The organism is Conservatibacter flavescens (genome assembly GCF_002795425.1).
Taxonomy (GTDB): Bacteria; Pseudomonadota; Gammaproteobacteria; order Enterobacterales; family Pasteurellaceae; genus Conservatibacter; species Conservatibacter flavescens.
Map to the genome: position 1 here is coordinate 28,318 of NZ_PHHA01000018.1, position 13,748 is coordinate 42,065.

The 13,748-nt window shown below is 40.1% G+C and carries 12 protein-coding genes; 10 read left to right on the forward strand and 2 right to left on the reverse strand.

Annotated elements, in window-relative coordinates; all coding sequences use genetic code 11:
- Positions 1–28 precede the first annotated feature (28 nt).
- The 8 genes from CVP05_RS07280 (at position 29) to CVP05_RS07320 (ending at position 8,421) form a co-directional block, all read left to right on the forward strand.
- Positions 29–616 carry a Maf family protein gene (locus CVP05_RS07280; protein ID WP_100288911.1) on the forward strand — a complete coding sequence of 196 codons (588 nt, stop codon included), beginning with the start codon at positions 29–31 and terminating at the stop codon, positions 614–616.
- 140 nt (positions 617–756) lie between these two features.
- Positions 757–2,337, forward strand: coding sequence for an AbgT family transporter (locus tag CVP05_RS07285; protein WP_100288912.1), 1,581 nt, complete (start codon positions 757–759; stop codon positions 2,335–2,337).
- Positions 2,338–2,538: 201 nt separating this feature from the next.
- Positions 2,539–3,378, forward strand: a complete 840-nt coding sequence (locus CVP05_RS07295) for a heme/hemin ABC transporter substrate-binding protein (protein ID WP_341476357.1) — start codon at positions 2,539–2,541, stop codon at positions 3,376–3,378.
- Entirely contained in the window at positions 3,378–4,367 is a 990-nt protein-coding gene (locus CVP05_RS07300) for a FecCD family ABC transporter permease (RefSeq protein WP_100288914.1), read from the forward strand. The genes CVP05_RS07295 and CVP05_RS07300 overlap by 1 nt, the downstream gene beginning before the upstream one ends.
- Positions 4,367–5,170 (forward strand): heme ABC transporter ATP-binding protein, encoded by an 804-nt coding sequence (locus CVP05_RS07305; protein ID WP_100288915.1) that lies wholly within the window; start codon positions 4,367–4,369, stop codon positions 5,168–5,170. The genes CVP05_RS07300 and CVP05_RS07305 overlap by 1 nt, the downstream gene beginning before the upstream one ends.
- Positions 5,171–5,187: 17 nt before the next feature.
- Positions 5,188–5,679: a heme utilization cystosolic carrier protein HutX gene (hutX, locus tag CVP05_RS07310; RefSeq protein ID WP_100288916.1), complete on the forward strand. Its 492-nt coding sequence runs from the start codon at positions 5,188–5,190 to the stop codon at positions 5,677–5,679.
- Positions 5,680–5,688: 9 nt separating this feature from the next.
- A complete protein-coding gene (gene hutZ, locus CVP05_RS07315) occupies positions 5,689–6,213 on the forward strand; it encodes a heme utilization protein HutZ (RefSeq protein ID WP_100288917.1) in 525 nt (174 codons plus the stop codon).
- A 42-nt stretch (positions 6,214–6,255) separates the two neighbouring features.
- Positions 6,256–8,421: a TonB-dependent hemoglobin/transferrin/lactoferrin family receptor gene (locus CVP05_RS07320; protein WP_100288918.1), complete on the forward strand. Its 2,166-nt coding sequence runs from the start codon at positions 6,256–6,258 to the stop codon at positions 8,419–8,421.
- A 96-nt stretch (positions 8,422–8,517) separates the two neighbouring features.
- Here the strand turns inward: CVP05_RS07320 and cysK are convergent, their stop codons facing one another.
- On the reverse strand, positions 8,518–9,468 hold the full coding sequence (gene cysK / locus CVP05_RS07325; protein ID WP_100288919.1) for a cysteine synthase A: 951 nt from the start codon (positions 9,466–9,468) through the stop codon (positions 8,518–8,520).
- Positions 9,469–9,576: 108 nt separating this feature from the next.
- On the reverse strand, positions 9,577–10,365 hold the full coding sequence (gene cysZ / locus CVP05_RS07330) for a sulfate transporter CysZ (RefSeq protein ID WP_100289087.1): 789 nt from the start codon (positions 10,363–10,365) through the stop codon (positions 9,577–9,579).
- 200 nt (positions 10,366–10,565) lie between these two features.
- Here cysZ and zipA point away from each other — a divergent pair, with 200 nt between their 5' ends.
- Together zipA and ligA are read left to right on the forward strand one after the other, a co-directional pair.
- Complete coding sequence (zipA, locus tag CVP05_RS07335) at positions 10,566–11,651, forward strand: cell division protein ZipA (protein WP_100288920.1); 1,086 nt, start codon at positions 10,566–10,568, stop codon at positions 11,649–11,651.
- 59 nt (positions 11,652–11,710) lie between these two features.
- Positions 11,711–13,729: an NAD-dependent DNA ligase LigA gene (gene ligA / locus CVP05_RS07340; RefSeq protein WP_100288921.1), complete on the forward strand. Its 2,019-nt coding sequence runs from the start codon at positions 11,711–11,713 to the stop codon at positions 13,727–13,729.
- Positions 13,730–13,748: the final 19 nt, after the last annotated feature.

Below are 13,748 nucleotides of genomic sequence, written 5' to 3' on the forward strand. Positions count from 1 at the left end.
ATATAACGATATTGTCTAAGGAGTTTCAATGAATCGCACCTTGTATCTTGCCTCTCAAAGCCCTCGCCGTTGGGAATTATTAAAAAATTTGGGCCTGACCTTATTGCCGTTAGCCAGTGAGGTCGATGAGAGTGTTTTACCGAATGAACGAGCGAGCGACTATTGTTTGCGGATTGCGAGACTAAAGAGCCAAGCGGCTCAAGCGGTGAAACAAGAGCAGCAACTTACCGATTATCCGATTTTAACTGCGGATACGACGGTGTCCATTGATGAACAGATTTTAGGTAAGCCTAAAGATGCGCAGCAGGCCTTTGCGATGTTAAAACAGCTTTCAGGTAGGACACATCAGGTGTTTACTGCCGTATGTGTGAGTTTTGCAGGGCAACATTTAGACGTGGTACAAACCAGCGAAGTAACCTTTAAATGCTTATCTCATGAGGAAATTTTAGCATATATCGCCACCAAAGAACCGATGGATAAAGCGGGGGCTTATGGTATTCAACAGTTAGGTGGAGTATTTATTGAGCATTTATCAGGCAGCTTTAGTGGAGTAATGGGATTACCTATTTTTGAAACGAGTGCTTTATTAAAACAGGTGGGAATATCCGTTTTATAGTTTTATCTAGGGGTGGTTGGTCTTTGTTTGGGGGAAAAATTTTGGCTAGATCACATTTTTGTATCAATGTATTTTACACAAATTTAACATCATGATATAAAGCAATCCTATTTATTCTTCAAGCGAATAAGGATGATAATATGCAACAAGATAATACTTTGCAAAATGGTCGCATTCAGCGATTTTTACGGGGTGTAGAATGGCTAGGTAATTTGCTGCCTCACCCAGTAATTCTTTTCATGATTATGTGTGTGATTGTGTTAGCTGTATCATATATTGCATCAGCATTGGGGGTAAGTGCCATTGATCCTCGTCCAGAAGGCGCGGCAGGTCGTAGTGCAGACGGCATAATTTATGTTAAAAATTTAATAAGCGGTGAAGGGCTTGCTCAAATTGTGAGTAATTTGGTGAAAAACTTTACCAATTTTGCACCACTTGGCACAGTACTTGTGGCTTTGCTTGGGGTTGGAATTGCAGAACGCTCAGGGGTTATTTCTGCGGCATTACGTGGTTTAGTGCTTAAAGCGTCTAGAAAATTAGTAACTTTTACCATTGTTTTTGCAGGTATTATGTCTAATACTGCGGCGGAATTGGGTTATGTGGTATTGATTCCACTTGCGGCGATGATTTTTCATGCGTTAGGTCGTCATCCTTTAGCGGGACTTGCTGCTGCATTTGCTGGGGTATCTGGTGGTTATAGTGCTAATTTACTTTTAGGTACGGTAGATCCGTTATTATCCGGAATTACACAAGAAGCTGCTCGCCTAATTGATCCATCTTATGTGGTTGGGTCGGAAGCTAACTGGTATTTTATGATGGTAAGTACGTTCCTGATCAGTATTTTGGGTTATTTGGTAACAGAAAAAATTATTGAACCACAATTGGGTAAATATAATCCAAATGATGCCTCTGATGAGGAAATTTTGAATTCTAAAATCGAGCCTTTAACTGCACTAGAGAAAAAAGGTTTGCTATTTGCGGGTTTAAGTGCTGTCATTTTTGCTCTGTTATTAGCTTGGACAATTATTCCTGAAGATGGTGTATTACGTAATCCGAAAACGGGTCGTGTTGCAGGTTCACCATTCTTACACGGTATTGTGGTATTTATTTTTGTTTTCTTTGCCGTTTCAGGTTATGTATATGGCAAGATCACCGGTAGCATGAAAAATAATAATGATGTGGTGAAAGCCATGTCAGAAAGTATGAGTTCTATGGGCTTATACATTGTTTTAGTTTTCTTCTTAGCTCAATTATTAGCTTTCTTTAGCTGGTCGAATTTAGGCGCCATTATTGCGGTAAAAGGGGCGGATCTATTAAAAGAACTCGGGTTAACTGGACCACTTATGCTGATCGGTTTTATCCTTATTTGTGCAACCATTAACTTATTAATGTCATCGGCTTCAGCGCAATGGGCGTTAACCGCACCAATTTTTGTGCCAATGTTAATGTTAATCGGATATGCGCCAGAAGTGATCCAAACCGCGTATCGTATTGGGGATTCGACAACGAATATTATTACCCCAATGATGAGTTATTTCGGTTTAATTTTGGCGGTGGCAATGCGGTATAAGAAAGATACTGGTGCTGGTACATTAATGGCAATGATGATTCCATATTCATTCGCCTTTATGGTGGGTTGGTCATTGTTGTTCTATCTCTGGGTCTTTGTATTTGGTTTACCAGTCGGACCGGAATCTGCCACTTATTATAGTGTAGGCTAATGCCCTCTTTCTGATAAAAGTGCGGTTAAAAATTCACGATTTTTTGACCGCACTTTAGTCAAAACACCTTTCCTTATATCAATTATCTCCAACATCACTGCAATTATTTCATTTATTACATCAAAATTTGTCTCTTTTCTCTTGATTAAAATGTAATTGATAATTATTATTAAAATCATTTTAATCAATGGGTGCGCAATCATGATGAAACTTATGAATCTTTTACGTTATCTTACCGCTTCTATTATGTTTTTCAGTGTGCAATCTTTTGCCGGTGAACGTATTGTCAGCATTGGGGGAGATGTGACTGAAATTATTTATGCGCTAAATGCCGAGCAATCATTGGTCGGGAGAGATTCTACAAGCCTTATTCCTACACAAGTGCAAAAATTACCGGATATTGGTTATATGCGCCAGCTTAATGCTGAAGGGATTTTAAGTTTGAAACCAACCAAAGTGATGGCTTCTGAAGTTGCACAGCCGGCAGTGGTGTTCGAACAATTGAAGTCCGTCGGTATTCAGGTAGATATTTTGCCGTTTGGTTATACGGCTGAAAGTGTGATTGAGAAAATTAAGCGTATTGGTAAAAGCCTGAACAAAAGCGCACAAGCAGAGATATTAAGTAAGACGTTTGTACAACAGCTTGAGGCAATTGATCGCTCAGATCTGGATGTGCGTATTCTGTTTGTTTTAAATCGAGCAGGGGCAAACCAAATGGTCGCGGGTTCTGGGACAATGGCGGATACGGAGATTAAGTTGATTGGCGCTAAAAATGCAATGGAAAACCAAGTTCGTTTTACGCCAATTTCTCAAGAAGGCGTGATTGCAGCCAATCCAGACTTAATTGTGATGACCCAGTTAGGCATTAAGGCGCTGGGTGGTGAAGACAAAGTTTGGGAGTTAGCGGGAATTTTGCACACAAATGCAGGCAAGCAGAGAAATTTGGTTGTGGTGGAAGATATTGCCTTGATGTCTTTTGGTTTAACGACTCCCAAAGAAATGGCAAAACTTAGAATGGCTGCGGAAAAGGTGAAGAAGTAATGCAAAGTCAGCAAATTTGGTTGTTTGGCTTAATTCTTGCCTTGTTTGGATTGATGTTATTTACGACCAATGTAGGGGCGCTATCGCTGACTTGGCAAGATCTATTAGGTATGAGTGGGAATGAGAGCCAATGGAAAATTTGGTTTAATATTCGTTTACCTCGCATTTTATTGGCGGTGATTGTTGGAGTCGCATTGGCAATTTCAGGGGCATTATTTCAAGGCCTATTTCATAATCCTATGGCTGACCCGGGATTAATTGGAGTAAATAGCGGCGCTGCGCTTGCAGTCGCTATTGCAATTTTAATGCCAAGTTTACTGCCTACTGAATTTGTCCTTTACAGCACAATGATTGCGGCTTTTATTGGTAGTGTGATTGTCTCTATTCTGATTTATGTACTCAGTGTTCGTTCAAAAGCGTCAGTCCATAAATTATTGTTGGCAGGGATCGCAGTGAATGCCCTTTGTTTTGCCTGTGTTGGCGTATTAACTTATTTAAGTAACGATCAGCAACTTCGTCAATTCACTCTTTGGACAATGGGAAGTCTTGGACAAGCACAATGGAAACCCTTGATTGCTGCCGCCAGTATCATTTTACCTGTCAGTGTTTATGCTTTCTCTCTTGCTAATAAATTAAATATTTTGCAGTTAGGAGATGAAGAAGCGCTGTATCTAGGTATTGAGGTGGTTCGTTTGAAAAAACAGTTAATTTTAATCGGTGCTTTGTTAGTGGGTGTTTCTGTTGCCGTGAGTGGTGCGATTGGTTTTATTGGTTTGGTGATTCCGCATCTTGTGCGTTTTAAATTGGGCGCTGATCACCGTTGGGTATTACCGGCTTCAGCATTGTGTGGCGCGATTTTATTGTTGATTGCAGATACTGTGGCTCGTATAGCCATTTCACCGGCAGAATTGCCAGTAGGTATGCTTACTAGCCTTATCGGTGCGCCTTACTTTTTATGGTTAGTATTGCGTTATAAAGAGGTTCACTGATGAATAGCTCGGAATTTGTAGAAAAGAATGATCTGTTCATCGCCGAACATCTTCATTTTGCTTTGCAGCATAAGTGGATTGTACAGAATATCTCATTTGTTTTAAAAGCTGGGTCATTTAATGTGCTTATCGGCCCGAATGGCGCGGGTAAATCAACTTTGCTTCGTCTCCTTGCAGGTTATTTGACGCCGAATATGGGGCGCTGTGTATTAAATGGACAGGAAATTAGCCATTACAGCGCTAAAGCCCTTGCAGAGCGACGAGCAGTAATGAAGCAGCATGGTGCATTAAATTTTCCTTTCTCAGCTGAAGATGTTGTGCGAATGGGGGGCTATCATCGTCGTAAACATGAAGTGGATAAATGGTTTAATACCATTATCCAACTTACCGATTGTGATGTTTTGGTCGGCAAAACCTATCGTCAATTATCTGGTGGTGAACAGCAACGTGTTCAGTTAGCCAGAGCATTATTACAAATTTGGTCTGAGAACATGCATGGTAAATTATTGATGTTAGATGAACCTACGTCTGCTTTTGATCTTTATCATCAACAACATTGTTTGCGTTTGCTGAAAAAACTGAGTCAAGAACAAGGATTAACGGTCTTTTGTATCTTGCATGATCTCAATTTAGCGGCGTTATTTGGTGATCAAATTTTTCTACTTGCTGAGCAAAAACTACAGGCACAAGGCACACCTGTAGAAGTATTGACTGAAGAAAATATTTACCGTTGGTATCAAGCGAAAATGAAAAGCTTACCACATTATGCTAAAGCCGTTCCGCAATTCCAATTTTGCGATTAGAAAATAAAGGAGTTTTTATGAATTTATCACAACAAGTAGCCGATTATTTGGCTCAAAACCCGAATGCGATAACTTTAGAGATTGCCGCTGAGTTTAATCGTCCAGAGGGAGAGATTTTACTGGCATTGCCGACTGAATTTGTCCGAGTATTTCCGGCAGAACGAGCGGAGGAGATCCTAAAGGAAATCAGTGGTTGGGGTGTTTTTACGACGATTCTTGAAAAAGAAGGCTCAATTTTTGAAATCAAAGATCGTTTTCCAAGCGGTGTGATAGGACGTGGTTATTACAATTTAAATATGAAACACCAAGAAGGCGCGTTACATGGGCATTTAAAGCTGGACAATATTGCTCAAATAGCTTTTATCAGCCTGCCATTTCGAGGCAAAGAGAGCTATAACATTGCTTTTATTGCCCATAATGGACACACGATTTTTAAAGTTTATCTTGGGCGAGATGAAAACCACAAACTCTTCCCAGAACAAATCGAAAAGTTTAAACATTTTAAATAAGGAGGAAAGATGACTACAAACCGTCAAGAAGTGTTACAAAATCGTTTAGAACCTGAAATTCAAGCACTTAAACAGAATGCCAAAACTATTGTGCTTTCAACGGTTGATGCAAAAGGGAATCCGAATGTGAGTTATGCGCCTTTTGTGATTTATAACGGAGAATATCAAATTTTAATTTCAACAATAGCTCGTCATGCTCGTAACTTACAGGAAGTGCCGAAAGTTTCCTTAATGTTGATTGAAGATGAAAGCGAAAGTCGTGAAATTTTTGCCCGGCGTCGCCTGACTTTTGATGCGACAGCCCGTATTTTAGCGCGCCATTCACCAGAGTGGGAAGAAGTGATTGCTGCGTTAAAAGCACGGCATGGTGAACTTGTACTTGAACTGGCTAAATTAGAGGATTTCAAACTGTTTAGTTTAAAGCCGCAACAAGGTCTATTTGTGAAAGGCTTTGGGAAAGCGTTTCAGGTGAGTAGTGAAGATTTAGTGAGTTTCGTGCATTTAGATCAGGGACATCAACATATTAAAGAATAAGATTTTCACAACATAACGTCATATTTAAAATAGGATCAAAACATGTTAAAGAAGACTCAAATTGCAATATTCGTGACCACCGCTTGTACATTGACTACCGCATTTGCGGATACGACAGTTGAACTTGATACGATTGAAGTACAGGCGACGGTAAATACGCCAAATCAAATGATCCAAACGCAAATTGCTAAAAAACAACCACAAGATGCCAAAGCATTATTTGCGGATAGTCTAGAGGTTAGCGTCAATGATTTACAAAATAGTCGTACTGGTAATGAAGGTTTTAATGTACGAGGTTTACAAGGTAATCGAGTAGCAAGCAGTATTGATGGTGTACCTTTGCCAGAAGCGCAAGAAAATAAATTATTTAACACGCTTGGATTGGATTTTGGTGGCGCAAATAGCCTTGAACCTCTTTCGCTTCGTTCGGCAACAGTGAAACACGGTGGCTCTTTTCAAACATTATCGAATAGTGTCAATTTTGCCACACTTGAAGCAAAAGATTTAATCCAATCGGGCAATCTGGGAGGGTTTTTGGCAACCGGTTATAGCAGTGTAGATCGTTCAATATATGGTGCAGTTGGTGGCGCAGTTAAAAATGATCGTTATGAAGGTTTGCTCATTGTGACCGGTAGAGTAGGACATGAGACCAAAAATAAAGGGGAAATCGGTGGTGAGGGAGAAACTCGAACTAAACCTAATCCAGCAGATTATAAAAATCGCTATGTGTTAGTTAAAAATGGCTATCAATTAAATGAGCATAATAAAGTCAATTTGACTTTTGAACATCAGCAAAAAAATAAAGATACCGCATTACTTTCATCTAACGGGTTATCGATTGATCGTGCTACGGGGATTCAACTATCCGGTGTGACGAAAGATAAAAATCGTAGATCCAGAGCTTCGCTTAGTCACGAATATCAAAATGACAGCGGCTGGGTTAATCGTGTAGATACCCATTTCTATTTCCAAAATGCGAAAACTGAAAACTTTCGTCAGCGAAGCTCAGCACGTTCAAATCGTGTAGAGAAAGGCGTTTTTTCCCAAAAAGCCTATGGATTAAGTAGCAATTTAATGACATTGATTGATACCACTATTCCGCAAACATTGCGTTATGGTGTGGCTTATCATCAAACAGATTTTATGGGGCAATTGGATTGCAATACGTGTTCAACAGGATTGTCTTTTGCGCCAGTGGCGAAAACAACACAGCAAAAAGTTCACTTATATATTGAAGATGAGCTAGCAATAGGTAACTTTGTGTTCACACCACATTTGGGGGTATTGCATTATCGTATTCGCCCATCTAAAGCAGGGTATGTGCAAGCTGCAGAACAATATGCAGAAGTCAAAGCACGGCGTGAAACGGAATTTTTACCTAAAATCAGTATAAATTGGAAAATCGCACCGCTTTTTGAGCCATATTTTCAATATTCTCGTGGTGTTAAAACACCATCAGCTCAGCAGCTTACCTCATCATTCGGTAATACAGTGATTGCAGGTGGTCGGGTTATTCGACAATATGCAGTTGTAGGGAATGGGAATTTACAAGCCGAAACTGCAAACAATTTTAGCTTGGGCTTTAAAGGGCATAATGAGACGGTTCAATATGATATTTCCGGCTATTATAACCTATATAAACATTTTATTGATTGGACAACGCGTGCAACGGCAACATACAATCCGCTGATTCAATATGAAAATTTAGAAAAAGCGAAGATTTATGGTGTGACAGCGAGTGCAAAATGGCATTTTATGGACGGATTTTATGTGAATGGTGGGATTGCCTATTCTAAAGGCAAAGCCAAAAAAGCAGATGAAACTTTTCCCATCAATACTATTCAGCCATTGAAATTGAAAGCCGGTTTGGGCTATGAGCGTGAAGTCTTTGGGGCAAATGTTCAGTTAACACATATTAAGGCAAAAGCAGATAAAGATATTCATGGTGAGATTTATAATCCAACGCGCAATGTCAATTTGGTCGACTTAGGTTTTTATTGGAAACCATTGAAGAACTTAACGTTAAGTGCCAATGTGAATAATGTTTTCAATAAAAAATATTGGAATTGGGCCGATATTTCTTACTTTGCTATTCAAAGTTCATCAGCTGCGGCAGGTCCGAGTGCATCAAGTTTCACCGCAAATAATGCAGATACTTATTCCGCACCGGGTCGTAATTTCAATTTGGGGTTACGTTATGAGTTTTAATCTAAACGAATTATCTAGATAACTAACAAACTCACAAAAATAAAGCCCTAACTCAATGTTAGGGCTTGTGTTTATTATGGTGTAGTATGTTGAATATTAGGCTTCAATACCGTCAAATAATACAGTGCTTAAATAGCGTTCTGACGCTGATGGTAGCACTACAACGATAAGCTTATCAGCAAATTCAGGTTGTTTAGCTAAACGATCTGCTGCAGCAAGGGCTGCGCCAGATGAGATCCCGCCTAAAATACCTTCTTCTGCCATTAAACGGCGAGCATAGGCAACAGCGGTTTCACTGTCTACGGTTTCCACGCGATCAATCAAAGACAAATCTAAGTTTTTCGGAATAAATCCAGCACCGATCCCTTGAATTTTATGTGGGCCGGGTTTGATTTCTTCACCAGCTAAAGTTTGCGTAATCACCGGAGATTCCGCAGGCTCAACCGCAACGGAAAGAATGGCTTTGCCTTTGTCTTGTTTAATCGCACGGCTTACGCCAGTGATAGTACCACCAGTTCCTACACCAGCAACTAATACATCAATTTGACCTTCTGTCGCCGCCCAAATTTCAGGGCCTGTAGTTTGTTGGTGGATAGCTGGGTTTGCAGGGTTTTCAAATTGTTTTAAGGTGACATAGCGTGCCGGATCTGAAGCAGCAATCTCTTCCGCTTTGGCAATTGCGCCTTTCATGCCTTTTGCTCCTTCCGTTAACACAAGGTTAACGCCTAAGCCTTTTAATAAGCGTTTACGCTCAAGGCTCATCGTCTCAGGCATGGTAAGTGTGATTTTATATCCTCGTGCTGCGGCAACATAAGCTAAAGCAATCCCAGTATTACCACTAGTTGCATCTACGATTTCTTTTCCTGGTCCAAGAATACCGTCTTTTTCCGCTTGCCATACCATATTGGCGCCAATACGGCATTTTACACTGAAGCTAGGGTTGCGAGATTCAATTTTAACGGCAATATTACCATTTTGCCCAAAGTTTTTTAAACGTACTAATGGGGTATTTCCTATGGTAAGTGAATTATCTGCATAAATGGTCATTATTGTCTCCTTAAACTAAATAATATTTGCAATTTTTTCGATAGTGTATTTTTAACATAAGCGTTTTGTCTAAAAAAATAGTTATTGGCTATATTTTATAACTAAATGTTATTTTACTATATCGGTTCCCTGTCCAACTTCTTGAAGTGCGGTAGATTTTTGAGCATTTTTAGTGAGTTGTTCACGATAATGATCTACCCACATAGCGGTTGCACCACAGACAGCAACAGGAATCACGACAAAGTTAATTAATGGAATAAATGCACAAAGGGAGACTAACCCACCAAATGTCATATTCAGCGTGCGCTTATTAGACAGTTCCTCGCGCATTTTGATAAAAGAGATTTTATGATTATCAAAAGGATAATCACAATATTGAATGGCGAGCATCCAGGCGGTAAATAAAAATACCAGTACGGGCACAATGGTTTGCCCTATACCAGGCACAAACCCTAATAAGAATAGACCAATAAATTTAGGGAGGCTATAAACAAGTTTTTGCCATTCACGCCCGAGCATACGTGGAATATCTTTAATAAAATCAAGGGTATTTCCAGTAGAGAAATCTTCGTTTGTGAGCATTTTTTCCACTTTTTCCGCGAGTAATCCGTTAAAGGGCGCTGCAATAAAACCGGAAACAGTGTTAAAAATGAAATAGAAGAAGAGTAAAATCATCAAGATAGATAAAATAAGAATGATAGAACTCAGCCATTCCAACCACGATGGCATATAATCAATGACCCAATCGATAAAAACAGAAACTTGACTGATAAATAGCCAAAAAATACCACTTAAAATTAAGATATTAAGTAAAATAGGCATAATGACAAAGCGACGCAACCCTTTTTGGGTGATCAGTTGCCAACCTTGGGCAAAATAATGGATCCCTAATTTCATTTGTGTTAGCACAAAATGCTCCTTAATAGACAAGAATCAATGCTGCTTTATATATGTAGGCAAAAAAGAGATTTTCAATGACAAGCGCTATCACCTACATAAGAATTATGTTAAGCTTACATTCAACGTGCCGTGTTGACAAATGAAGAATCATTTTGTTAAAAACGGTTGGCATATCACAATATGAGATTGGGTGAGTAATGGATTTAAACACGATTTTAATTATATTAGGCGTACTCGCTTTAGTAATTTTAGTTGCCCATGGTTTATGGTCAAATCGCCGCGAAAAAACGCAATTTTTCAAAAACGCAAATACTTTCACACGTGATGGGCGTATAGAGCATCATTCGCAAAATAGCGGGCATGATCCTTTAACTGGCGTGCCTGTACAACGTGCAGCACAATTACATAATCAAGAGGTCCCATTACAAACAACCTCGCCAATTCAACAACCTGTTATATCACAGGAAGTGGCTTCACAACCGGTACAACAAGGTCTAAATTTTGATGAGGATATCTCGGAGGTTAAGCGTGCTCCACACTATGAATACCCGAGTTCATCTTCTAAATCTGTAGAACAAGCCGTAAACGAAATAAAAATTAGTTTGCCTGGTGAGACGATGACACAGGAATCCAATCCTGTTTATACCATGCCTGTTACACAAGGAGAAAATTTAGGCTATCGCTCTATTGCGGATATTGAGGCGCAAGTGGATGAAAATGAGGGAATCAATACTTCTTCGACCATACTTCGTGAGCAGTTAGCTCAGGCCTCACAGACTGCAGGGCAAGCAACGAATTATACGACAGAACCAAGTGTCACACGACAACCGACTATGGATGCGCCAGCTGCTTCAGAGCCGATGAAAAAAGCGGTGAATGAGACACCAGATTTTGTTGTGCTTTATGTCGTTTCGCCAGAAAATCGAGAGTTTTATGGTTCACACTTGGCCCTCGCCTTAGAAGAGCTAGGCTTTGTTTTCAGTGAAGAAGGAATTTTCAATCGTCATGTGGATACCGTTGCGACACCCGTTGTGTACAGCGTGGCGAATATTCGTCAACCGGGCACTTTTGACTTAGGGGCAATGGCGGAGTTCAGTACAATTGGTATTGTGTTTTTTATGCAGTTATCAAGCACAGCAAAAGATCGTATGAATTTCCTCTATATGTACCAAGATGCGAAACAGCTGGCTGAGCGCTTGGGGGGCTTTGTGTTAGATGAAGAACAAGAGCTGTTTACAGAAGAAACCAAAACACGTTATTTAACACGGTTTACCCAATATTAAAAAATATGTGAATGTTGACCGCACTTAAAAGTGCGGTTTGTTTTTATAGAGTTTTTCCTATGTCAGATTTTAATCAAATTCAACAACAGTGTGAACAATTGCGCGAAACCTTGCGCTATCATGAATATCAATATCATGTGCTAGATAACCCAATCATTCCTGATGCGGAATATGATCGCATGATGAACCAGTTAAAACAACTCGAACAGAATTATCCTCAACTTATCACGGCAGATTCTCCAACCCAACGAGTAGGCGCGAAACCCCTCGCGAGTTTTGCACAAGTTCGTCATGAAATTCCGATGTTATCTTTGGATAATGCCTTTTCTGATGAAGACTTTTTAGCTTTCGTAAAACGTATTCAAGATAGAATTAATGTGGATACGACAGATTTGACTTTTTGTTGTGAGCCTAAACTCGACGGATTAGCGGTGAGTATTTTATATGTAGATGGTAAATTGGTTCAAGCAGCAACGAGAGGCGATGGTACTACAGGGGAAGATATTACCCTAAATATTCGCACAATTCGTAATATTCCTCTGCAATTATTAACAGAGCATCCGCCGCATCGTTTAGAAGTGCGAGGGGAAATATTTATGCCGCATATGGGATTTGAACAGCTAAATGAAAAAGCGTTAGCAAAAGGGGAAAAAACGTTTGCTAATCCTCGTAATGCGGCTGCAGGGTCATTACGTCAATTAGACCCTCGTATTACTCGTCAGCGTATGTTGGTTTTAAATGCTTATGGCATTGGGATTGTAGAGGGGGTGAGTTTGCCTGATACTCATTATGCACGTTTGCAATGGTTGAAATCTATTGGTATTCCAGTGAATTCAGAAATTCAATTATGCCAAGGTGTCGATCAGGTGCTGAGTTTTTATCGGGTTATTGGTGAAAAACGTACACAATTAGGTTACGACATTGATGGAACCGTGCTAAAAATTAATGATATTGCGTTACAGGAACGTCTTGGTTTTATCTCGAAAGCGCCGCGTTGGGCGATAGCGTATAAGTTTCCTGCTCAAGAGGAATTAACGGTATTAAAGGATGTTGAATTTCAGGTAGGCAGAACAGGGGCGATTACGCCTGTGGCGAAGCTTGAGCCTGTGTTTGTCGCGGGAGTGACAGTAAGTAATGCGACATTACATAATGGTGATGAAATTGCACGTTTAAATATTGCCATTGGTGATACTGTGGTTATCCGTCGAGCAGGCGATGTCATTCCTCAAATTGTGGGGGTAATTCATGAGCGCCGCCCAACTGATGCAAAACCTATTGTATTTCCTCAATACTGTCCTGTGTGTAGTTCGATTATTAAGCGTATTGATGGTGAAGCAGTGGCGCGTTGTACAGGGGGATTAATCTGTGCGGCACAGCGTAAAGAGGCGCTAAAACATTTTGTGTCTCGTCGAGCTATGGATATTGATGGTGTTGGGGCAAAACTGATTGAACAGCTTGTAGAGCGTGAACTCATTCATACGCCAGCAGATTTGTTTAAGTTGGATTTGACAACCTTAATGCGCTTGGAGCGTATGGGGCAGAAATCAGCAGAAAATGCGTTATCCAGTTTGGAAAAGGCAAAACAGACGACATTGGCTCGTTTCATTTTTGCCTTAGGTATTCGAGAAGTGGGGGAAAGTACGGCATTAAACTTGGCAAATTATTTCAAAAATTTAACCGCACTTCGCCAAGCAGATATTGACACATTAAAAGAGGTCTCTGATGTGGGAGATGTTGTCGCGAACCATATTTATTTGTTTTGGCAAGAGCCACATAACGTCGCCGTAGTAGATGATTTGATTGCGCAAGGTGTTCATTGGGCGGATGTAGAAACAAAAGAGATCGATGATAATCCACTGAAAGGCAAAACTGTGGTATTAACAGGCACATTAAGCCAAATGGGACGTAGTGAGGCAAAAGAGATCTTATTACAGTTAGGTTGTAAAGTGACGGGTAGTGTGTCGGCAAAAACGGATTTTTTGATTGCCGGTGATAATGCGGGGTCTAAATTGACAAAGGCGAATGAATTAGGGATTAGGGTATTGAGTGAAGAGGCGTTTTTGCAATTAGTGAGATAAAATAAGGCAAGTTTCCTTG

Excerpts from the sequence above, each read along its gene's own strand:
- CVP05_RS07280 (WP_100288911.1), top strand. The coding sequence starts at position 29 with ATGAATCGCACCTTGTATCTTGCCTCTCAAAGCCCTCGCCGTTGGGAA.
- CVP05_RS07285 (WP_100288912.1), top strand. The coding sequence starts at position 757 with ATGCAACAAGATAATACTTTGCAAAATGGTCGCATTCAGCGATTTTTA.
- CVP05_RS07295 (WP_341476357.1), top strand. The coding sequence starts at position 2,539 with ATGATGAAACTTATGAATCTTTTACGTTATCTTACCGCTTCTATTATG.
- CVP05_RS07300 (WP_100288914.1), top strand. The coding sequence starts at position 3,378 with ATGCAAAGTCAGCAAATTTGGTTGTTTGGCTTAATTCTTGCCTTGTTT.
- CVP05_RS07305 (WP_100288915.1), top strand. The coding sequence starts at position 4,367 with ATGAATAGCTCGGAATTTGTAGAAAAGAATGATCTGTTCATCGCCGAA.
- hutX (WP_100288916.1), top strand. The coding sequence starts at position 5,188 with ATGAATTTATCACAACAAGTAGCCGATTATTTGGCTCAAAACCCGAAT.
- hutZ (WP_100288917.1), top strand. The coding sequence starts at position 5,689 with ATGACTACAAACCGTCAAGAAGTGTTACAAAATCGTTTAGAACCTGAA.
- CVP05_RS07320 (WP_100288918.1), top strand. The coding sequence starts at position 6,256 with ATGTTAAAGAAGACTCAAATTGCAATATTCGTGACCACCGCTTGTACA.
- cysK (WP_100288919.1), bottom strand. The coding sequence starts at position 9,468 with ATGACCATTTATGCAGATAATTCACTTACCATAGGAAATACCCCATTA.
- cysZ (WP_100289087.1), bottom strand. The coding sequence starts at position 10,365 with ATGAAATTAGGGATCCATTATTTTGCCCAAGGTTGGCAACTGATCACC.
- zipA (WP_100288920.1), top strand. The coding sequence starts at position 10,566 with ATGGATTTAAACACGATTTTAATTATATTAGGCGTACTCGCTTTAGTA.
- ligA (WP_100288921.1), top strand. The coding sequence starts at position 11,711 with ATGTCAGATTTTAATCAAATTCAACAACAGTGTGAACAATTGCGCGAA.